Genomic DNA, 19,308 nt, shown 5'->3' with positions numbered 1-19,308 from the left:
TGGAGCCATGGCCGTTGGACAGCACGAAACGGTCGCGGTCAGCCCAGTGCGGGTTGGTCGGGTTGTGGTTGAGGTAGTCACGCCACAGGACTTCGGCGATATCCGCCATTCCCATAGGGGCACCCGGATGGCCGGATTTTGCTTTTTGCACGGCGTCCATGCTGAGTGCGCGGATGGCGTTGGCAAGCTCTTTACGAGAGGACATGTTTTACTCCAGGTCGGATTAAAAAAGCAGTCAAGTTTTCTATTTTCTCAGACTCCGTATTAAAACGGCAATCCCTAATGCCAAATGAGAGCGAGTTCACGACTTATTAGCACCAATCGGCTGATTTTCGGAATATCACTATTTCACACCGCGCCAAGCTACACTAGGCTCTTGCAACCCGATTGTTTCAGCTAAAATCACACGCTCCCCTTGTTACTATCACAGGAAGATGGCTTCATGAAAATTCGTACATCTTTGATTGCATTAAGCATTGCCACCTTGGTAAGCGGCTGTCAAAACCTCGATACCAATACCCTGATGCAGTCTGGCGCACAGGCGTTTCAAGCGGCAACGCTAAGCAATGACGACGTAAAAACGTTAAGTGTAAAATCCTGCGCCGAGATGGACAGCAAGGCACAAATCGCGCCGGCCGACAGCTCCTATGCCAAACGTCTGAATAAAATCGCGGCGGCGCTGGGCGACAATATCGACGGCACGCCGGCCAACTATAAGGTTTACCTGACGAAAGACGTCAATGCCTGGGCAATGGCCAACGGCTGTATCCGCGTTTACAGCGGCCTGATGGACATGATGAACGACAACGAAGTGGAAGGCGTACTGGGTCATGAAATGGGCCACGTGGCGCTGGGTCATACCCGCAAGGCGATGCAGGTTGCCTACGGCACCGTTGCTCTGCGCACCGCAGCGGCCTCTACCGGCGGCATTATCGGCTCCCTGTCACAGTCGCAGCTGGCCGATATCGGCGAAAAGCTGGTCAGCGCCCAGTTCTCGCAAAAGCAGGAGAGCGAAGCGGATGACTATTCCTTCGATCTGCTGAAAAAACGCGGCATTGACCCGAACGGCCTGGTGACCAGCTTCGAAAAACTGGCCAAGATGGAAGCCGGCCGTCAAAGCAGCATGTTTGACGACCACCCGTCCTCGGAAGCGCGCGCGCAGCACATCCGCGAGCGCATTGCGGCAGGTAAATAACCCCTGGGGGCGAGGCCTGGCCTCGCCCGGTTTCAATACAGGGTTTTCTGCGGCGGGCCGGCAAAGGTCAGTGGCCCGACGCGTTTCATCTCCACCTCCACCACCGTCGGTCCCGGGTAGTTGATCGCTTCCGCCAGCACGCCGTTGAACTGCGCCGCATCGTCAACCTTCCAGGCCTTGATCCCCATGGCTTGCGCTACCTGCGCGAACGCTGGCGTATGCAGCTCATTGTAATACTGACGGCCAGCAAAGTACTTGTCCTGAATACCGCGCATCACACCATACCCGCCGTCGTTCATGATCAGCAGGGTGATGTTGGCCTGTTCCTGCGCCATGGTGGCCAGTTCTCCCAGTCCCAGAGCCAGACCGCCATCCCCCACCAGGCCGACCACCTTACGCTGCGGGTTGGCGATTGCCGTGCCGATCGCCATCGGCAGCCCCAGACCAATCGCCCCGGCCAGCGAATGGATGTTGCACAGCGGCGCCACGGCGCGGAACAGCCGACTGCCCCACACGCTGCCTGAAACGGTGATATCACGCACCAGCAGACCGTCGTTCGGCAGCGCTGCGGCGATGGCATCGTTCAACTTGACGTATTCGCCGGACTGCTGGCGCAACGCCGTTTCCGCCTGCTGCACCGCTGCGGCGATGTCGGCATCCCATGCGGCATCCACCCGGGCGTGCGGTGCATAACGCGCCGCCAACGCGCTCAGCAAGGCTGCGCAATCGCCGTTGATCTGTTCGTCGGCCAGATAGTTGCGGTTGGCCGCCGCCGGATCGATATCAATCTGCACCAGCGGGCGCGGTAGCGGCAACGTCCAGGTGCGGGTTTCGTTACTGCGCAACCGCGATCCGGCCACCAGTGTCAAATCACAGCGGTTGAGTATTTTTTCTATGCTCGGCGAATTATGGAACGCCCGCAGGCTGCGCGGGTGACTGTCTGGCAGAATGCCGCGCCCGTGGGTACTGGAGATCACCGCAACCCCGGCGTCCGCCAGTTGCTTCACCGCAGGCGCACAGGATAGCGCGCCGCCCCCCAACCACAGCAGCGGACGTTTGGCCGCACGCAGGCGTTGGTAGAGCCGTTCTACCGCGGCGTCGTCCGCTGCTGGCAGCGCGGGCGGCAAACGTGCCGGCGTCAGCACCGCACTCGACACCAGGCTACTTTGGATATCAATCGGGATTTCTACCGCCACCGGACCGCACGGCACGGTCTGCGCCTGCTGGATTGCACGCTGGATCACCGCCACCGCCTGTTCCGGTGAATTGACGCGATAGGCCGCTTTTGAACAGGCGCGCAGGAAGCCCAACTGGTCTTTGGTTTCGTGGATAAACCCGGCGTCGGCGTCAAGATAGGCTTTTTCCACCTGACCGGTAATATGCAGCAGCGGCGTGTTGGCGTTCAGCGCTTCAATCATTGCCCCGACCGCATTGCCGGCGCCCGCACCGGTGCTGGTCAGCGCCACGCCCAGGCCAGAAAACCGTCCATGCGCGTCTGCCATGGTCACCGCCCCCGCTTCGCCGCGCGCCGGCACAAAGCGGATCGCCCCGCGCTGCCCGACGGCGTCGGCAATCGGCAGATTGTGGATCGAGATGATGCCGTAAATCGCCGACACCGCGTAGTGCTCCAGAGTCCGGGCTATCGCCTCGCCTACCGTTATTTTATCGCTCATCATCTGCCTTCTTTTATGAGGGTATGCAAAAGTAATCATCTGTACCAATTGACGCTTAGTCGCTCCAGCGGTTGATCTGGTGGTTTAATGCCAGATACACGCTCTTTTGCTGCATATACGCCTTGATGCCGTGCAGCCCTTTTTCACGCCCCAGGCCGCTGTGTTTAAAGCCGCCGAACGGCGTCGAGATCGAGAACGTCTTATAGGTGTTGATCCACACGGTGCCGGTTTCCAACTGCGACGCCAGCGCCATCGCCCGCGGAAAATCACGGCTCCAGATGCCCGCCGCCAGCCCGTAAACCGAATCGTTGGCCATTTCAATCAGCTGTGCTTCATCGTCGAACGGCATCGCCACCAGCACCGGACCAAAAATTTCTTCCTGACACACCCGGGCCTCGTTATTCAGCCCCTCAATAATTGTTGGCAGGTAGTAGCTGCCGTTCGCCAGTTGCGGATCCGCCGGTATCTCGCCGCCGATCAGCACTCGCCCGCCTTCCTGCTGCGCCAGCGCGACGTAATCGGCCACGCTTTGCCGATGGCGGGCATTGATCAGCGGGCCAAGGTGTACCCCCGGTTGTAACGGGTTGCCGACGCGCAGCCCACTCGCCAGTTCGCACAGCCGCGCCAGCAACGGCTGGTACAGCGAACGGTGCACGAACAGCCGCGAACCGGCGATGCACGCCTGCCCGGCGGAACTGAAAATGCCGTAGCAGATGCCACGCGCCGCCTGCTCCAGATCCGCGTCTGCCAATACCATGGTCGGCGACTTGCCCCCCAGCTCCAGCGAGGTCGGGATCAGCTTTTCTGCCGCTACGTGCGCCAAATGGCGGCCGGTGCTGGTACCGCCGGTAAACGAAATTTTTTTCACCAAAGGGTGACGCGCCAGCGCTTCGCCAATCACCGAGCCCTTGCCCGGCAACACGCTGAGTAAACCGGCCGGCAATCCGGCCTGTTCAAACAGTTCCGCCAGTTTGAGCGCCATCAGCGGCGTCGCTTCAGCGGGTTTGAGGATCACCGCATTGCCCGCCGCCAGTGCCGGAGCCACTTTCTGCATTTCGCTGGCAATCGGTGAATTCCACGGCGTAATGGCGGCGATCACCCCCAGCGGCTGGTACTGGCTGAGCGTCATCGCATCGTGGCTGCGCTGGGTGGGCAGTTCACCCTCCAGCACTTCGCAGGCGGCGGCAAAATAACGCGCGGTGGCGGCCGCGCTGGCCACCAGTCCACGGGTTTCTGCCAGCGGTTTGCCGTTGTCGCGGGTTTGCAACTGCGCCAACGGCTCCAACTGCTCGACGATCAGCTCGCTGACGCGCTGCAGGATCGCCGCCCGCTGGTGCGGTAGCTGCTGCCGCCATTCAGGCGCACGCCAGGCGCGTTCCGCTGCCGCAACCGCATCGTTGACGTCGTCGAGGTTGGCCGCATGCAGTTCGGCATTCAGCGAGCCGTCGGCCGGGAATCGCGATTGCATCAGTTCGCCGCGCCCTTCACGCCAGCGCCCGGCCAGGAAGATCTTTAACGTTTCCATGCTATGACTCCTACAGTTCGGCAGCTAGCAGCCGCCGTCGACCAAACGGCGGCAGGCTTGCACCGCGCTTAACGCCGCCAGCGTCGAGGTTTTCGGGTTGCCGGCCAACGGATTGCCGCTCAGCTGCATCTGGAATTCGCCAAAGCGGCCGCTGACCCGTAATTGATGACTGTTGTGGCGGGTATGCGGATCCACTTGCAAACGAACCCGGGTAGCATCCATCCCCACGCCATGCAGGGCGATGGTGGCGGCAACGTTGGCATTGGCCGGGAACAGCCGTGCCGCCTCGCGCGCCGTGCCGTCAAAGAACACCCGCGTTTCGCTGACCGCATCCAGATCAATGAGTTTTTCCGCCAGGCTGCCGCGCCAGCTGGCCGGGCTTTTGCTGGCCTGATAGGTCACGCTCTCCAACCCGCCCTCGCGCGCAGACGCCAGCCCGTCCATACCGGCAATGGCACCAGACAGCACCCACAACCGCCCGTGGTGGCGTTGGCAGGCCTGCTGAATGCGTAATTGCAGCGCCGCGTCCGCCAGCGCGCCGGTTGAAATCACCGCCAGCGTCCAGCCGCGCTGCACCACCGCTTCGCCAAATTCCGCCACCGCCTGCTGGCTGGCGCACTCCAGCACCAGATCCGGCCGGCCGTCACATTGCGCCGGATCGGTCAACGCCGGCACCCGATCGCCATAGGCTTCGGCAATCGCTGCATGATGTGCGTCACGCGCCACGATCCACCCTGGCACGACCCCCTGCGGCAAACGCGCCAGCACTTCTTTTGCCATCGCACCGTAGCCGATCATCATGATCTTTTTCATTGTCGCTCCTGCTTACAGATGTCGGTTGAAGCCGCCGGACACGTCCAGCGCCGCTCCGGTGGTAAAGGAGGCCATCGGCGACGCCAGGAACAGCAACGCCCGCGCCGGCTCTTGCGGTTTACCCAATCGCTTCATCGGGATGCCTCGCCGCTCGGCGATCGCCGCCGTCCACGTCTCCCAGCTCTGCTGCTGGTCGCTACGCTCGGCAAAGCGGCGACGCCATTGGCCAGACTCCACCATGCCCAGCAGAATCGAATTAACCCGAATACCTTTGTCGACCAGCTGTTTTGACAACGTCAGCGTCATGTTCAGCAAGGCCGCACGCGCCGCCGAGGTGGCGATCATGTGCTCTTCCGGCTGTAACGCCAGCAGAGAGTTGACGCAGGTGATCGAGGCGATGTCCGAGCGCTCCAGCGCCGGCAGGAACGCCTGCAGCGGATTGATAACGCCGAACAGTTTCAGTTCGGCTTCATGCAGCCATGCCTCGCGCGGCGTTTGCTCAAAATCGGCAACAAAGCCCTGCCCGGCGTTGTTGATCAGCATGTCCACGCCGCCGAAGCGCTGCGTGACCTCGGCGGCAAATTGCGCCACCTGCGCGGCGTCCAGCACATCGCAACGTGCGGCGACGATCTCCGCCTGCGGAAACGCCTCGCGCAGCTGCGCCAGCGCGGCGTCAAGCTTGTCCTGGTTGCGGCCGCAGAACGCCACCCGCGCGCCTTCCGCCAGCAACAGCCGCAGGGTTTCGAAACCGATGCCCGAGGAGCCGCCGGTCACGACCGCTACCCGTCCCTCTATCTGGAAATTCATGCTTGGATTGCCCTCGTAAATTCCTGCATATAACGGTTAAACACCGACGGCGCGTCAAGGTAGCTGGCGTGTCCGGCATCGGTTATCAACCGCAGTTCGGCATCCTGCCGTTGTGCCAGTTCGCCTGCCGCTGCCGGTGGTGTAATCTGGTCAACGTCGCCGCACCACACCTGCAACGGGCCGCGATAACGCATCAAATAAGCGCCGATATCGTCATTGGCCAACATCCAGGCGGCGCTGAGAAAACCGGGTGGATTGAGCTGCCGCATAGCGCTCTGCACCCAGGCAAGATCCTGCGGGTCGGCGCCTTCACGTAACAACGCCGCCGCCCGTTGTTCGCCGTAACCCTGCGGCCCCAGCGTTGCCATCATCTGCTGGCGCTGCTGATAAACCTGCCGGCGTTTTTCTGCCGTTGCGCTGCCATAACCCTGCGCCGGATCCGCCAGCACCAAGCCGTTCAGGCCATACGGATACTCCGCCGCATAGGCGCTGCCAATCAGCGCGCCCAGCGAATGGCCGATCACCAGGGGCTGCGCCAGTTGCAAATGGTCGATCAGCGCCGCCAACGCGCGGGCGTAAGCGGCGGCATCCGGCTGAGCGTCGGCCAGCGGCGCGCTGCCGCCATAACCCGGCGCATCCCAGGCGATCAACCGATGCCCGGCAGCCAGGCGCGCGTCGGTCAACTGCTTCACCCATGACGCCGAGCCGGAACTGATACCATGCAGCAACACTACCGGTCGGCCCTGCCCGGCTTCGCGCCAGCTCAACAGATGGCCGTTACAGTTCGCCTGTCGGCGTTCCGGCAATGCGTTCATCCGTTGCGCTTCACTTTCGACAAAGGATGGTCCGCCGGATAGGTCGGGATTTCCGGCTTGGCGGTGCCGAGCATCACGCACATCAGCGCCTCTTCTTCGCCATGGTTAAACAGGCCGCGATAAATGCCTGCCGGTACCGAAATCAGATCGCGCTCTTTCAGCACCGTTTCGTAATACGCCTCGCCGTCCTGAATCATCAGCGTGATGCTGCCTTTCAGCATGAAGAACACTTCTTCAACGTCGTCATGCAAATGCAGCGGCCCTTCGCATTTCGACGGCAGCACCATGGTCGAGAAGGTGAAGTTGCCGGCGGGCACGGTGTTAACGTCGCTGGCGACGCCGGTAGCGCCGGTGCCGATGTAGCGCATCTGCGCACGGCGGTATTTGGCATCGAAATCCGCCTGGAACTTCAGCGCGTTCCAGTCATATTTACGACCTTCAAAACGGGCGATGCGTGATTCCACCCAGTTCGCCATGGTCATATCCTGCGGCTTGATCGCGGTTTTTTGCTCAATCTGTGACATGGTTTCACTCCTTAATTACGTGGCTCACTCAGTATTTCTTCAGTAACGGCAGCAGAATGATGCAGCCGACAAAGGCCATCACCACCAGGAACAACAGGCCGTTATCCATGTTGCTGGTAGCGGCGATCAACGCCCCCATCAGCACCGGCGCCAACGCGCCGGCAAAATTGCCCAATCCATTGAAAATGCCGCCGGCGGTGGCGCTCACCTTACTGCTGGTCGCCTTCGCCAGCAGGGCGAAAATGTTCGGCGCGCCGGCGCCCCACATGAAGGTGCTGAACGCCATGGCGGCAATCACGCTGTAGGTACCATGCAAATGCAGCACCGCCGCCAGCCCCAGCCCTGCGCCACCCAGCGAGAAAAAGCAGGCCAGCGCGCGACGATCCAGCTTGTCCGACAGCCACGCCCCCAGCACTTCCCCCAGCAGCATGGCGATAAACGGCAGCGAAGACAGATAGCCGGCGTGTTCCAGATGGATGCCTTTACCCTTGATCAGATAACTCGGCAGCCAGCCGTTCATCCCCCACAGGTAGGTGAGGAAGGCGATATTGAACAGGCAGATCATCCAGAAGTGCGGATTACGCAGCAGTGCGCGACGATGCTGTCGGCGTTCTGCCGGCAGGGTTTGCTGCGTTTTTTCCGCCCGTTGTACCTGCAGATGACGCAGACCGAACAGCACCAGCAGCATCACCGGCAGCGTCAGAAACGCCATAAAGAAGAAGGTGGCCTGCCAGTTGAAGGTGTTGAGAATAAACAACGTGACCGGGAAGCCGAGCGCCGCACCGAGCGGCGTCCCCAGCAGCCACAGCATGGTGGCACGCGCCTGCAAACGCTGGGGAAAAGCCTGGCGAATGATGGCGTAGGCCATCGGCAGCAACGGCCCTTCGGCAATGCCAAGCAGGATGCGCAGCGTCATCATGGTGTGGTAAGAGCGCGTCAGCCCCATCAGCACCATCAGCACGCCCCAGACGATCATCATGCCGACCAGCACCTTGGTCGGGTTCAGCCGATCGCCGATGCCGCTTAACAGCATCGACGAAAATCCGTAGGAAAACAGGAAGGCGCTCATCAGCAAGCCAAGCCGCGTCGGATCAAAACTGATGCCCAACGCCTGCTGGAATGCGCTGTCGGAAAACAGCGCCGCAATGCTGATCTTGTCAAAAAACGCCAGCAATACGCAGGCAAACAGCGCCATCGGCACCGACCAGCGCACCCGCTGCGGCTGATTTTCGACAACGGTTTCCCCCACCCGACCAGCGCGGGTGTCAATATGTTGCGTAGTCATGAAACGCTCCCGGTTTTCCCAGGCCTGCCCGCGGCGCCTTCCTCGTGGCTTAACCGAGGAGGCGCGTTGCCGTCTGGCCGTTACGCGGCAGGCAGCGGGGAATTATTTCAACGCCATCAGAGAAAATTCCGCATCCGCCAATTGCTGCGGATCCAATACCCGACCGCTGGCTAACCAGCGTTTGCCGAGCTTGATGGCGCGCGCGTCGTTGAATGCCACCATTTGCACCAGTTGCCGATCGGCATTCAGGGTAAAAAACAGCTGCGACTGCGGCGTGCGGCGCACCACCTGATGCACCCCGCCGGTTGGCACGCCAAGGATCTGAATATTGGCGTCGTATTGATCCGACCACAGCCAGGCCACGTCGTCGTAAGGCGCGGCGGCGGCATCCAGCATGGCGCAGGCAGTGCTGATCGCCTGGTTTTGTGCATAGGCCCACGACTGCAGACACAGGCCAAGCGTCGGATGGCGCGCCACGTCGCCGGCGGCGAAAATCGCCGGGTGGCTGGTACGCCCCTGCCCGTCCACTACAATGCCGCCCTCAATCTGCAATCCGGCGCTGCGTGCCAGTTCCAGGTTCAGTTCCACACCGATGCCGACCACCACCAAATCAAATGGCTGCTGCGCACTGACCGCGCTACCCAGCCACGCCGCGCCGTCGCGCTGTGCCAGCGTTATCTCGCCGCAGTCGCAGTGCAGGGTAACGCCCTGCTGCTGATGCAGTTCCAACAGCGCCTGCGAGACCTCGGCACCGACGCTGCGCATGCACAGGGCCGGCTGGCGCTCGAACACCGTCACTTCCACACCGAGCTTGCGCGCCGAAGCGGCAATCTCCAGCCCGATCCAGCCACCGCCGACAATCGCCAACCGGCGGCTCTGTTGCAGCGCCTGGCGCAGCCGCGCGGCGTCATCCCACGAGCGCAGCGTCATGACCTGTGGCTGTGCGGCCCAGCGGGCATCCGGCAGGCGCGGTCGACCACCGGTGGCGATCAACAGCTGGGTAAAACGCAACCGTCGGCCGTCACTGAGCGTTACCGTCTGTGCCTGCGCATCAATCTGTTCGGCGCGTAGCGGGCGATACCAGTCAATGTTCAGCGCTGCCACCGCCGACTCACTGAACAAACGGCTCAGCGGTGCGTTAGCATCGAGCAGCGCCGCCTTGGACAGCGGCGGACGTTCATAAAAGTCATAGGGTTCGTCACTCACCACCGACAGCCGGCCGGTGTAACCGCGATCGCGCAGCGTTTTCGCCGCCCAGCCGCCGGCCTGACCGCCGCCGACGATCACCATGCCCGCATCAGGTATCGGGCTCATAACGCATTCACCGGTTTGTGCTGGCGGCGGGTATCATGATCGATCCCCCCTTCTACCGCCCATTCGGTAAACGACACCAGCGAATGCTCCAGTTCGCGCGGCTGCCAGTTTTCCGTCAGAAAATCGTCGTTGGTGTAATACTCGAACGCGCCGCCGGTCGGGCTATTGACATACCAGAAATAGGCAGAAGAAATCGGGTGACGACCGGGGCCGATAAAAGTGCTCCACTGCTGTTTATTCATCGCCAGCCCGCCGCCAATCACTTCGTGAATGTCACGCACGGTGAATGCCACATGGTTGAGGCCACGCGGCCGGTTCGGCAATTTCAGCAGGAACAGGTTATGGTGGCCACCACGCGGTTGTGTGCGCAGAAAGACCGCGCGATCGATGTAGCGGTCAGACACCTGGAAGCCCAGCAAATCGCAGTAGAAACGCTCGGTGGCCGCCAGATCTTCGACAAAGAACACCACGTGGCCGATGTTGATCGGCTGCGCCTGCGCATAGACCGGGCTGGGCTCATCAATGCGCCGCACGTCGCCCCACTGGTTGATCGGCGACACCGGCAGCGACACGTCGCGCTGTTGGCTGACGATAATGCGCAGCGTCATGCCATTGGGATCGCGGCACTCCAGCGCGTCATCCCGTTGGCGAAAGCCCGGCTGCTGCGCCAATCTTGACGCCAGCGCCGCCAGCTGTGCCGAGTCGGCCACGCCCCAGGTCATGCGGCGCAGCGTGGAGCCGGCCTCGAACGCCGGCGGCAGTTCGCTGCTTGCCAGCGGATGTAACGCCACGCGGGCACCGCTCAGCGTGGTGAACTCTGCGCCATTGCCGGCGCTGGCCTGCAGGCCGAAGTCTTGCATGAATTTTGCGCACGCTGACAGATCTTCAACGCCAAATTCCAGTTTTTCGATACCGATTACGCTCATCTTTTCTGCCTCACGTTCTCGCTGAATGCTGTTTTCAGGCACGATCGCCCCCCGGCCCCTGTGCATCAGGAACCTCATCCCTGCCTGAGTAAATAGGTGTTATCCGACGTTGGCCTGTGGTGCGGCGCCGAGGAAACCGGAGATCTTTTCCGCCGCATCGCGAACTTCCATCCGCAACCGTTCGCGATCCGCCGTCGGGATCTGATCGAACGGCACCATGATGCTCACTACCGCTTCCACCCGCTGTTCACGGTTGAAGATCGGATAGACGATCGACGAAATGCCGTGACGGAAAAACGATTCGCCGATCACGTAGCCGCGCGCTTTATCCTGCTGCACCATCTGCCACAGCGCTTCGCGGCTGGTCGGTGCCCCCGGCGCGTTGTCCGGCAAGCTTTCATCCGGGTACAGCAGGTCAAATTCGGCGCGCGAGGTGCTGGTCAGCAACATGCGGCCCAGCGAGGTCTGATGCACCGGCAGGCGAGTACCGACGCTGACCTGGTTGATCTGCGAGCCGGCGGCGCTAACGCGAGCAATGTAGATCACGTCGCGCTCATCGCGGATCGCCAGATGGCTGCTGCACTGGCTGCGATCGCGCAGCTGTTCGATCACCGGCTGTCCGGCCTGCGCCACGTCCAGCGACGCGATATACTCGAAACCGAGCCGCAATACCTTGATGCCCAACGCGAAGGTGTTGGTGCGCGGATTACGCTCGAGGAAGCCCAAATGCTCCAGCGTTTGCACCACGCGGTAGGCGGTAGCCTTGGGCATGTCGACCAGGCGATGTAATTCTGCAAAGGTCATTTCCTTGTGCTGCTCGCCAAATGCCAGCAACAGTTGCAAACCGCGATCCAATCCCGGGATCAGATATTTACACGCTTGTTCGTCTGCCATGCTCGGATCCTTATCTCTCGCTTGACGCGATTAGTTGAATACAAAGCCGCCGTTGACCGGCAACAGTTGTCCAGTGACAAAGTTCGCCAGCGGTGACAGCAGGTACAGCACACTGCCGGTGACATCATCGGGATGCTGCGCGCCGGGCAGTGCACGGCCCTGCTCGTACAGCTGGTGACGCTCGGCCGGCACATATTCGGTGGCTTCGACCCGCGTCAACCCCGGCGCAATGGCGTTGACGCAGATCCCCAGCTCACCCAGCTCGCGCGCCATCGAACGGGTCATCGACACGATAGCCCCCTTGCTGGCAACGTAGGCCATCAGGCGCGGCGCCCCCCACAGGGCGGTGTCTGATGCCACGTTGACGATTTTGGCGTGCGGCCGTTGCGCCAACAGCGGCACCGCTGCCTGACTGACCAGCCAGGTACCGCGCACGTTGACTTGCATTACCCGATCCCACAGATCGATATCATATTCCATCATGGTTTTGCCGCCGACTCCGGTCGCCAGCGCGCCGTTGTTCACCAGCCCATCCAGCGCGCCGCCCTTGGCAATGGCGTCGAATGCGTTGCCAATCGATGCCGGATCGGCCAGATCGAACGCCAGCGCTTCTACCTGCGCACCTTGTTCTCGCAGCGTCGCTGCGCCGGCGTGCAGTTCATCTGCCAGGATGTCGCACATCACCACGCTGGCACCGGCCCTGGCAATGGCCCCGGCAAAACTGCGCCCCAGCCCGCGCGCGGCGCCGGTCACCACAATGCGTTTGCCGCTCAGCAGGCCATTCACTGCGCGGCCTCCAGCTCATGGAGCTGCGCCAGCTGCCTTTGCGCTTCTTTTTGCATCATGCGGCGCAGGCGAGAAAGCCCGACGTCGTGCTGATACAGATACTCGCGGCCGCGCGCGTTCGGCGCCATGTTTTCCAGCACGATGCGATCCTGCTCCAACACGTCCCAATGCAGCTGCTCCAGGCGATTGCGGTACATGAAACGCCACAACGAACGCTGCCAGTCCTGCACCTTGCGAATGCGCCAGAAGAACACTCGGCAATGATCCTTGTCTTCCGGCACCACCATGCCGATGATCCAGAAATGCCCACCCGGCCCAAAGCGCTTTTTGTAGGGGATCGACAGACGCATCCAGTACGCGCCACTGTTGCCAAATTCCACCCAGTCAAAATTGACGCCAATCTGGCCGTTTTTCTTGAAAATAAAGCCACTGTCGGTAGGTTCCAACGCCATATCGGCCTTGCGATCGCCGTCCGCCATCGAGTGTGAGGACGAATGCAGGTAAGTGCCGTGCATCGGATCCATGACGTTTTCCAGCGCATATTGATAATTGCAGTCCCAGCTGGCAGTACACAGAAAGTTGCTGTACGACTCGTCATCGGCCAGTTCCTGCGGGAATGCCAGTTCGCTGGGCGGTTGGTCGGCGGTGACGCCGAAAAAGAGGAATATCGCACCGTAGGCCTCTTTGGCCGGATAGGAACGCAGGCATTTTTGCCCGACCAGCGGACAGCGATCCACCGCCGGGACATCCTTTACCGTACCGTCGCCGCCAACTTCCACGCCGTGATACCAGCAGGCGATACGATCGCCAAGATTCCACCCCATCGAAAGCCGTGCGCCACGGTGCGGGCAGCGATCTTCCAGGGCATGGATCGCACCTTCGCCGTCGCGCCACAGCACGATTTGCTGCTCCAGACGGGTGATGCCCAGCGGATTATTGCCCACTTCCCAACTCGCCAGCACCGGATACCACATGCCGCGTAACCCCTGGTCAAGATAGCCTTGCACGGTCTGCGCGCAGGATGTTGTGTTTGCTGTCATTGTCTTCTCCCTGTGCTGCTCAGAAACCATTAACCTGAAGGAACTCACGGAACCCCGCTTCACTCCAGGGCTGACCGTTACGATCGAACAACCGACGCTGGTTGAGCGCGCTGACAATCTGATCCAGCTGTTCCGCACCCGCATCGAAGATCTGCTCCAGCGCCGCGACCAGAGCGGTTTCAAAACCGTCCGGTACCCGGGCGCGGGTTTGCCAGATAACGTTCTGATACTGGCCTGGCTGATGGATCTGGCCGTTGCCGCCCTCCCGCGCCGGGATCACCTGTTGGGTGTCCGGCAGCCAGGGATTGAAATCGGTGATGTGCTGCATGGGTTACTCCTCCTCGATAAGGGTGATCTGGATACGATCGTCGATCACCCGGGTGGGAAAGGTGTGCAGATCGCGGCCGCCGGGTTCGCGCAGGCACTTGCCGGTGCGCACATCGAATAACGCCTCGTGCAGCGGACATTCGACCTTGCCGTCATCAACAAACCCCTGACTGAGCAAGGCATAGGCGTGTGGGCAGACGTCTTCCAGCGCGTAAAATTGGCCATCGATCAGATAAACGCCGATCTCTTTGCCGTCTACCGTCGCCGAGTAAGGGAAATCTTCTTTCACCTGTGATACTTCGCACACGTTCTTCCAGCTCATTGCTTCGTTCCTCTATCTGATTGTTTCATATATGAAACTCAGTTTATTATTTAATACAGCCACTATAGGTCTGGCGAAACTTTCGTCAAGCGAGCAACGCGGCAAAAGTTAATGGTTGGTTATTTAAAAGTTGCAAATGCGGTGGGGATCACGAAAAAATGCACCGATATGAAAAAGCTATCAATAACCTGTGTTTCATCGCAAAAAAAGGGTTAAAAAAGCGTTGATTTGCGTCGTAACCTGCGAGTAAAACAGCTCTGGCAAGGGTTAACCCACCATCGCAATTAACAATAAACTTACACTTCAAGGCTAAATCCCCTGTTTCGCCCTGCGGCGGCGACAGGCGGGTTTTCTGCTGTCTGAAGTCGCGATCTTTTTGCTACAGGAGCGTGTATGGAACGCAGGGTGCAACAACGTCAACGCTGGTTCGGGGTGCTCGCGCTGCTGTTTTTGATCGTTATCGCCTACGCCGATCGGGTAAATATCGCCGTGATGCTGGTCAATCCCGACTTCCTGCATCACTTTCAGCTCGACGGCAGCCGCGCGCATCAGGGAATGTTGATGACGGCGTTTCTGCTCGGCTACGGGGCTTCCGCCATGTTGTTGACGCCGTTCCTGGAAACCTTGATGGGCTATCGCCGTGCATTGACGTGGAGCATTGTGCTGTGGGCATTGCTCACCGCCGCCTCGCCGCTGGCCGGTTCACTGCTGCTGCTGTTGGCGGTACGCGCGCTGCTTGGCGCCAGCGAAGGACCGCTGTTTTCGCTGAAAACCATGTACGTCGGCGATCGCTTCGCCGCCGACGAACGCGGCAAGCCCAACGCGGTCAGTGCGCTGGGGGTATCACTGGGGTTGGTGATCGGCTTTCCACTGGTGAGTTTCCTGATGGCGCACTTCGGCTGGGCAATGTCGTTCTATCTGCTGGCGGCGATCAATCTGCTATTGGGACTGACGCTGGTACGGCTGTTTATCCGCCCGCCCCTGCGACCGCAGCCTGCCGTCGCAAGGCCAGCGGCGTTGGCGCGCGTCTGGCAGACCTTCGTGCTGGCCTGGCGCACGCCGATGCTCGGTTGGATCATGCTGATCGAGATCGCCACTCTCAGCTATCTGTGGGGCTCCAGCGCCTGGCTGCCGGCCTATCTGACCGATGAGAAAGGGTTTTCCATCAGACAAATGGGATGGTTGGCATCGCTGCCGTTTGTCGTCAGCATCGCCTCAAAATATCTCGGGGGCGTGCTGCTCGATGCTATCCGCCCCTATCAGGCGCCGTTGATTTTCGCCTTTGGCGGCGCGGCAACCGCGCTGTGCATCTATGGCGTCATGCACAGCCACCAGCTCGGCTGGATGGCGTTTTTCCTGTTGATGGCCAATGCCTGCTGGGGGGCGCAGGGCGCGGCAATCCCCACTCTGCTGCAATACTATGCCCAACCGCAGGCGGTGGGCAGCGCCTATGGTCTGATCAACGGCATCGGCAATCTGTTCTCGGCATTTGTGCCGACGATCATGGGAATGGTGATGGCCAGTCAGGGCAAGGTTTCTTCAGGGTTTACGGTGCTGATCGCGTCGCAATTGCTGACGCTGCTGGCGGGGGGAGTGTTGTTCAGCCGCATGCTGCTGACGCGTGCGACCTCACGGGCCTGATAGCGCGCCCGCCGTGATGGCCGGGCGCCCGTTACCGTCGTCGAGCGGGGCTTAGCGGCCCTTCTTCTTTCGGCCCGGCTGGGTAAAACGCTTGCGCGCAGCCGGATTGCCGCTCGGCTTGTCGACAGTTCTCTGCCCGTTGCCGCTGCTGGCAGGTTTTTTCACCGCCGGTTTGGCTTTTTTGGCCGGTTTGGCTTCCGAGCTGGAATCTTCAATCAGCTTGAACAGCTCAACCAGTTCATCGTCGGTCAGGTCACGCCATTCGCCCAACGGCAGGCCGGCCAGCCCGACGTTCATAATGCGGGTGCGCTCCAGCTTGGTCACTTCATAACCGAAGTGTTCGCACATGCGGCGGATCTGGCGGTTCAGCCCCTGTACCAACACGATGCGGAAGACAAACGGCGCGACCTTCTTCACCTTGCATTTCTTGGTCACCGTACCCAGCATCGGCACGCCGGCACCCAACCCGTGGATGAACTCATCGGTAACCGGCTTGTTGACGGTTACCAGATATTCCTTTTCGTGATCGTTGCCGGCCCGCAGGATCTTGTTCACCAGATCGCCGTGGTTGGTGAGGAAGATAAGCCCCTGGGAGTCTTTATCCAACCGCCCGATCGGGAAGATACGGGTGCTGTGGTTGACGAAATCGACAATGTTGTCTTTCTCGCCGTCTTCCGTGGTGCTGACCACCCCTACCGGTTTGTTCAGCGCGATAAAGATCAGGTTGTCTTCATTGCGCGGTTCGATCAGTTGGCCGTTAACCTTGACCACGTCGCCCGGGAAGACGCGATCGCCAAGCGCCACGCGCTTGCCGTTGATAAATACGTTGCCTTGCTCGATATAACGATCGGCATCGCGACGCGAGCAGATACCGCTTTCGCTGATATATTTGTTAAGACGTATAGATGGTTTGCCCAGCATGCTTTCTCCATACGGCCCTGACCTGACGGCTCAGGGCCTTGAGCTGATACTGTTTTGGTCGCTTACGGCTGCTTTTTGGCCGCCTGCAGGTACAGCATCTCCAGCCCCAGCGTCGCCGCCGCCAGCGCAGTGATTTCAGACTGATCGTAAGCCGGCGCCACTTCTACCACGTCCATGCCGACAATGTTCAGCGACTGCATGCCACGCACCAGCTTCAGCGCGCGATCGGAGGTCAGGCCGCCGATAACCGGCGTACCGGTGCCCGGAGCAAATGCCGGATCCAGACAGTCGATGTCAAAGGTCAGATATACCGGCATGTCGCCGACGATCTGTTTGATCTGGGTCAGCAGATCGTCCACGCCGCGATCGTTCACCTGCGCCGCATCCAGCACGGTAAAACCGTTGTCGTGATCGAACTCGGTACGAATACCGATCTGCACCGAATGGTGCGGGTCGATCAGACCTTCGTTTGGCGCATGGAAGAACATGGTGCCGTGGTCATATTGGCTGCCGTTGGCGTAAGTGTCAGTGTGCGCATCGAAATGCACCAGCGCCATTTTGCCGAAATGCTTGGCGTGCGCGCGCAGCAGCGGCAGCGTCACGAAGTGGTCACCGCCGAAGGACAGCATGCGTTTGCCGGCCTTCAGCAGTTTTTCTGCGTGCGCCTGCAATTTGTCGCTCATGTCCTGCGCATCGCCAAAATTGAACACGATGTCACCACAATCGACAACGTTCAGCCGATCGCGCAGGTCAAAACTCCACGGCCAGCGGTGACCTTCCCAGGCCAGATTGGTCGATACCTGACGAATCGCCGCCGGGCCATGACGGCCGCCGGCACGGCCGGAGGTTGCCATATCGAAAGGAATGCCGGTGATTACCCACTCTGCATCGCTGTCGTAAGGCATGAAATTCAGCGGAAAGCGCAGGAAACCAAAGGCGTTGGACACTAAAGAATTATCGGGCTGATGGCCTAGAGTACTCATATTAAACCCTCATAGTTCAACGATTTGCCTGTTGTGAAAGCGCACAGGCCGGAGCAAAAAAAAATCCCTCCCGCGTCGTTAGCCCGACGAGAAAGGGATCTATTCAAAAATCTTTTGGCACTGCTGATGGCGCAGATTATCGCCGTATTTGGTTCGCGCTTCAAGAGCGCGCATCATCATCCCGACTGCTCGTCGTCATCCAGTATAGACCCTGCATCCTTCAGGCATGTGAACGTGGCCGCCTTCACGAGCTTTGGAGCTGACATCCATTAAGCTCCCGATGATTAGTTTTGTGATTTCAATCCCTTTATCTGAAGGTGAAAATATATAAGTTAATTTCCGTCATACTATTAATGAAACAAACTCACAGTGCGAAGACATTAAGCACGGAAAGAAAATCACATTTAAAATTTAGTTAAATAACACAAGTTAACAGCACGCATAACAGCTAGATCTAACATATAAAGATAAAATAGAGAAAAATAAACCAGATGTTTAATATCATGCCAACACGTCACAAACAGACAATTAAAAATAAAAAACTTTATATAGCACTAGAGGTTATGACGTTCCTATTAAGTATTCCTCTAGGCTATCTTTGTTCTCAAATTGACTCACTGAATGATATTACCTTAGGAATCATTCTCATCTATATCCCTGTATCTATGATCACAGTGGATTATCTTTATCAACGCTTTGAAAGAAAATAAGCGTTATGAGAGAACTAACAACAAAGGAAATACTCACTATTTCTGCTGGAAACGCATATTCTGGCTATGAGGGCCAAGGATGTGCTTCACAGGTTGCCAGCGATGCCAAAAGAGGAGCTTTGGCAGGGGGATATGCAGGTGCAATAGTAGGAGGACCAAGAGGATTGCCTGGTGGGCCAGCAGGGATTGCAGCGGGTGCTATTTCAGGTTTCGCATATGGCTCTATTCGTGGTGCTGCTATCGAAGGTATTCGCTCATACTCTCGTAACTGTGGAGATAATAACAATAGCAATGACCCATTAGGTGGAAATTCTAGTCGCAACAGTGTTAATGGTCAGTGTCATTGGTAATGTCGATATGGCCGGGCACTTCCCGGCCTTGATCGGGATATGTGCATGAAAAAAACTCTCAAAATTTTTGCACTATTTTTATCTGCTATTTGATTGCTTACCTCTTCCAAGGAATAACCATTACCGGCCCTATCGTTCTCAAAGCAATAAGCTACGCTCTGCTGATTGCTTTAGCGTACTTATTTCTCACCAGCACATGGTGGAAACAGCATGTGTTAAAATTAAAAAGTGACGACTAGGTTATAGAATAAACCGCCGTCTGTTGAACATCATTCCCCCCAAAACCGATCAAACCAATAGTGACAACCTACAGAGAAAACCCTGTCCGAATCCTCACGGAGAGTTAACAAATTTGTGATAACTGATATGGGGCAAAGAAATATCGAAGGGGATTGCGGGGGGGAAACCATTAAAAAGGCCGGACATCAGGGAGATGCCCGGCCTTTCAGTTCGGCTC

General features: G+C 59.1%; 19 protein-coding genes and 1 pseudogene. 3 read left to right on the top strand and 17 right to left on the bottom strand.

Annotated elements, in window-relative coordinates:
• Nucleotides 1-205, bottom strand: a pseudogene (locus AC2AXP_RS22010) (transketolase); the annotation flags it as partial.
• Between the two features lie 237 nt (nt 206-442).
• Here AC2AXP_RS22010 and loiP point away from each other — a divergent pair.
• Nucleotides 443-1,195 (top strand): metalloprotease LoiP, encoded by a 753-nt coding sequence (gene loiP / locus AC2AXP_RS22005; RefSeq protein ID WP_004958957.1) that lies wholly within the window; start codon nt 443-445, stop codon nt 1,193-1,195.
• A 32-nt stretch (nt 1,196-1,227) separates the two neighbouring features.
• Here loiP and AC2AXP_RS22000 read toward each other — a convergent pair whose 3' ends face one another.
• From AC2AXP_RS22000 to AC2AXP_RS21935, 14 genes are all read right to left on the bottom strand, one after another.
• Nucleotides 1,228-2,868 (bottom strand): thiamine pyrophosphate-binding protein, encoded by a 1,641-nt coding sequence (locus AC2AXP_RS22000; protein WP_039991767.1) that lies wholly within the window; start codon nt 2,866-2,868, stop codon nt 1,228-1,230.
• 55 nt (nt 2,869-2,923) lie between these two features.
• The gene (locus AC2AXP_RS21995; protein WP_004958952.1) at nt 2,924-4,393 is read right to left on the bottom strand and encodes an aldehyde dehydrogenase; all 1,470 of its coding nucleotides are present in this window, start codon (nt 4,391-4,393) and stop codon (nt 2,924-2,926) included.
• Nucleotides 4,394-4,417: 24 nt separating this feature from the next.
• Complete coding sequence (locus AC2AXP_RS21990) at nt 4,418-5,206, bottom strand: aspartate dehydrogenase (protein WP_004958949.1); 789 nt, start codon at nt 5,204-5,206, stop codon at nt 4,418-4,420.
• A 12-nt stretch (nt 5,207-5,218) separates the two neighbouring features.
• Complete coding sequence (locus tag AC2AXP_RS21985) at nt 5,219-6,013, bottom strand: SDR family oxidoreductase (protein ID WP_004958948.1); 795 nt, start codon at nt 6,011-6,013, stop codon at nt 5,219-5,221.
• A complete protein-coding gene (locus AC2AXP_RS21980) occupies nt 6,010-6,828 on the bottom strand; it encodes an alpha/beta fold hydrolase (protein ID WP_273871872.1) in 819 nt (272 codons plus the stop codon). The genes AC2AXP_RS21985 and AC2AXP_RS21980 overlap by 4 nt, the downstream gene beginning before the upstream one ends.
• Nucleotides 6,825-7,352 carry a cupin domain-containing protein gene (locus AC2AXP_RS21975; protein WP_004958943.1) on the bottom strand — a complete coding sequence of 176 codons (528 nt, stop codon included), beginning with the start codon at nt 7,350-7,352 and terminating at the stop codon, nt 6,825-6,827. The genes AC2AXP_RS21980 and AC2AXP_RS21975 overlap by 4 nt, the downstream gene beginning before the upstream one ends.
• Nucleotides 7,353-7,380: 28 nt before the next feature.
• Nucleotides 7,381-8,637: an MFS transporter gene (locus AC2AXP_RS21970; protein WP_198773653.1), complete on the bottom strand. Its 1,257-nt coding sequence runs from the start codon at nt 8,635-8,637 to the stop codon at nt 7,381-7,383.
• A gap of 102 nt (nt 8,638-8,739) precedes the next feature.
• Nucleotides 8,740-9,951 carry an NAD(P)/FAD-dependent oxidoreductase gene (locus AC2AXP_RS21965; RefSeq protein ID WP_004958938.1) on the bottom strand — a complete coding sequence of 404 codons (1,212 nt, stop codon included), beginning with the start codon at nt 9,949-9,951 and terminating at the stop codon, nt 8,740-8,742.
• Nucleotides 9,948-10,877 (bottom strand): VOC family protein, encoded by a 930-nt coding sequence (locus tag AC2AXP_RS21960; protein WP_039992570.1) that lies wholly within the window; start codon nt 10,875-10,877, stop codon nt 9,948-9,950. Before AC2AXP_RS21960 ends, AC2AXP_RS21965 begins: the two co-directional genes overlap by 4 nt.
• A gap of 99 nt (nt 10,878-10,976) precedes the next feature.
• Nucleotides 10,977-11,771, bottom strand: coding sequence for an IclR family transcriptional regulator (locus AC2AXP_RS21955; protein WP_004958935.1), 795 nt, complete (start codon nt 11,769-11,771; stop codon nt 10,977-10,979).
• A gap of 30 nt (nt 11,772-11,801) precedes the next feature.
• Nucleotides 11,802-12,557: an SDR family oxidoreductase gene (locus AC2AXP_RS21950; RefSeq protein WP_484381933.1), complete on the bottom strand. Its 756-nt coding sequence runs from the start codon at nt 12,555-12,557 to the stop codon at nt 11,802-11,804.
• A complete protein-coding gene (locus AC2AXP_RS21945; RefSeq protein ID WP_039991765.1) occupies nt 12,554-13,597 on the bottom strand; it encodes an aromatic ring-hydroxylating oxygenase subunit alpha in 1,044 nt (347 codons plus the stop codon). The genes AC2AXP_RS21950 and AC2AXP_RS21945 overlap by 4 nt, the downstream gene beginning before the upstream one ends.
• A 19-nt stretch (nt 13,598-13,616) precedes the next feature.
• The gene (locus AC2AXP_RS21940) at nt 13,617-13,925 is read right to left on the bottom strand and encodes a recombinase-like helix-turn-helix domain-containing protein (RefSeq protein WP_004958929.1); all 309 of its coding nucleotides are present in this window, start codon (nt 13,923-13,925) and stop codon (nt 13,617-13,619) included.
• Between the two features lie 3 nt (nt 13,926-13,928).
• Complete coding sequence (locus AC2AXP_RS21935; RefSeq protein WP_004958926.1) at nt 13,929-14,246, bottom strand: Rieske (2Fe-2S) protein; 318 nt, start codon at nt 14,244-14,246, stop codon at nt 13,929-13,931.
• Nucleotides 14,247-14,639: 393 nt separating this feature from the next.
• Between AC2AXP_RS21935 and AC2AXP_RS21930 the strand changes: the two genes are divergently transcribed.
• The gene (locus AC2AXP_RS21930; RefSeq protein ID WP_198773656.1) at nt 14,640-15,887 is read left to right on the top strand and encodes an MFS transporter; all 1,248 of its coding nucleotides are present in this window, start codon (nt 14,640-14,642) and stop codon (nt 15,885-15,887) included.
• Nucleotides 15,888-15,938: 51 nt separating this feature from the next.
• On the opposite strand, the gene rluF is transcribed toward AC2AXP_RS21930, so the two are convergent.
• Both rluF and speB read right to left on the bottom strand, forming a co-directional pair.
• The gene (rluF, locus tag AC2AXP_RS21925) at nt 15,939-16,808 is read right to left on the bottom strand and encodes a 23S rRNA pseudouridine(2604) synthase RluF (protein ID WP_430299872.1); all 870 of its coding nucleotides are present in this window, start codon (nt 16,806-16,808) and stop codon (nt 15,939-15,941) included.
• Between the two features lie 62 nt (nt 16,809-16,870).
• The gene (gene speB / locus AC2AXP_RS21920) at nt 16,871-17,791 is read right to left on the bottom strand and encodes an agmatinase (RefSeq protein ID WP_004958917.1); all 921 of its coding nucleotides are present in this window, start codon (nt 17,789-17,791) and stop codon (nt 16,871-16,873) included.
• A gap of 715 nt (nt 17,792-18,506) precedes the next feature.
• Between speB and AC2AXP_RS21915 the strand changes: the two genes are divergently transcribed.
• Entirely contained in the window at nt 18,507-18,851 is a 345-nt protein-coding gene (locus AC2AXP_RS21915; RefSeq protein ID WP_430299873.1) for a hypothetical protein, read from the top strand.
• The last annotated feature ends 457 nt before the right edge of the window (nt 18,852-19,308 follow it).

Source organism: Serratia sp. Sp408 (assembly GCF_057180665.1).
The sequence above is the reverse complement of the archived record's forward strand: the minus strand, read 5'-3'. Positions and strand labels throughout refer to the sequence as shown.

What these genes read in the sequence shown, in the direction of transcription:
- AC2AXP_RS21975 (WP_004958943.1), bottom strand. Translation starts at nt 7,352, where the DNA reads ATGTCACAGATTGAGCAAAAAACCGCGATCAAGCCGCAGGATATGACC.
- AC2AXP_RS21970 (WP_198773653.1), bottom strand. Translation starts at nt 8,637, where the DNA reads ATGACTACGCAACATATTGACACCCGCGCTGGTCGGGTGGGGGAAACC.
- AC2AXP_RS21930 (WP_198773656.1), top strand. Translation starts at nt 14,640, where the DNA reads ATGGAACGCAGGGTGCAACAACGTCAACGCTGGTTCGGGGTGCTCGCG.
- loiP (WP_004958957.1), top strand. Translation starts at nt 443, where the DNA reads ATGAAAATTCGTACATCTTTGATTGCATTAAGCATTGCCACCTTGGTA.
- rluF (WP_430299872.1), bottom strand. Translation starts at nt 16,808, where the DNA reads ATGCTGGGCAAACCATCTATACGTCTTAACAAATATATCAGCGAAAGC.
- AC2AXP_RS22000 (WP_039991767.1), bottom strand. Translation starts at nt 2,868, where the DNA reads ATGAGCGATAAAATAACGGTAGGCGAGGCGATAGCCCGGACTCTGGAG.
- AC2AXP_RS21940 (WP_004958929.1), bottom strand. Translation starts at nt 13,925, where the DNA reads ATGCAGCACATCACCGATTTCAATCCCTGGCTGCCGGACACCCAACAG.
- speB (WP_004958917.1), bottom strand. Translation starts at nt 17,791, where the DNA reads ATGAGTACTCTAGGCCATCAGCCCGATAATTCTTTAGTGTCCAACGCC.
- AC2AXP_RS21990 (WP_004958949.1), bottom strand. Translation starts at nt 5,206, where the DNA reads ATGAAAAAGATCATGATGATCGGCTACGGTGCGATGGCAAAAGAAGTG.
- AC2AXP_RS21995 (WP_004958952.1), bottom strand. Translation starts at nt 4,393, where the DNA reads ATGGAAACGTTAAAGATCTTCCTGGCCGGGCGCTGGCGTGAAGGGCGC.
- AC2AXP_RS21955 (WP_004958935.1), bottom strand. Translation starts at nt 11,771, where the DNA reads ATGGCAGACGAACAAGCGTGTAAATATCTGATCCCGGGATTGGATCGC.
- AC2AXP_RS21985 (WP_004958948.1), bottom strand. Translation starts at nt 6,013, where the DNA reads ATGAATTTCCAGATAGAGGGACGGGTAGCGGTCGTGACCGGCGGCTCC.
- AC2AXP_RS21965 (WP_004958938.1), bottom strand. Translation starts at nt 9,951, where the DNA reads ATGAGCCCGATACCTGATGCGGGCATGGTGATCGTCGGCGGCGGTCAG.
- AC2AXP_RS21945 (WP_039991765.1), bottom strand. Translation starts at nt 13,597, where the DNA reads ATGACAGCAAACACAACATCCTGCGCGCAGACCGTGCAAGGCTATCTT.
- AC2AXP_RS21980 (WP_273871872.1), bottom strand. Translation starts at nt 6,828, where the DNA reads ATGAACGCATTGCCGGAACGCCGACAGGCGAACTGTAACGGCCATCTG.
- AC2AXP_RS21915 (WP_430299873.1), top strand. Translation starts at nt 18,507, where the DNA reads ATGAGAGAACTAACAACAAAGGAAATACTCACTATTTCTGCTGGAAAC.
- AC2AXP_RS21935 (WP_004958926.1), bottom strand. Translation starts at nt 14,246, where the DNA reads ATGAGCTGGAAGAACGTGTGCGAAGTATCACAGGTGAAAGAAGATTTC.
- AC2AXP_RS21960 (WP_039992570.1), bottom strand. Translation starts at nt 10,877, where the DNA reads ATGAGCGTAATCGGTATCGAAAAACTGGAATTTGGCGTTGAAGATCTG.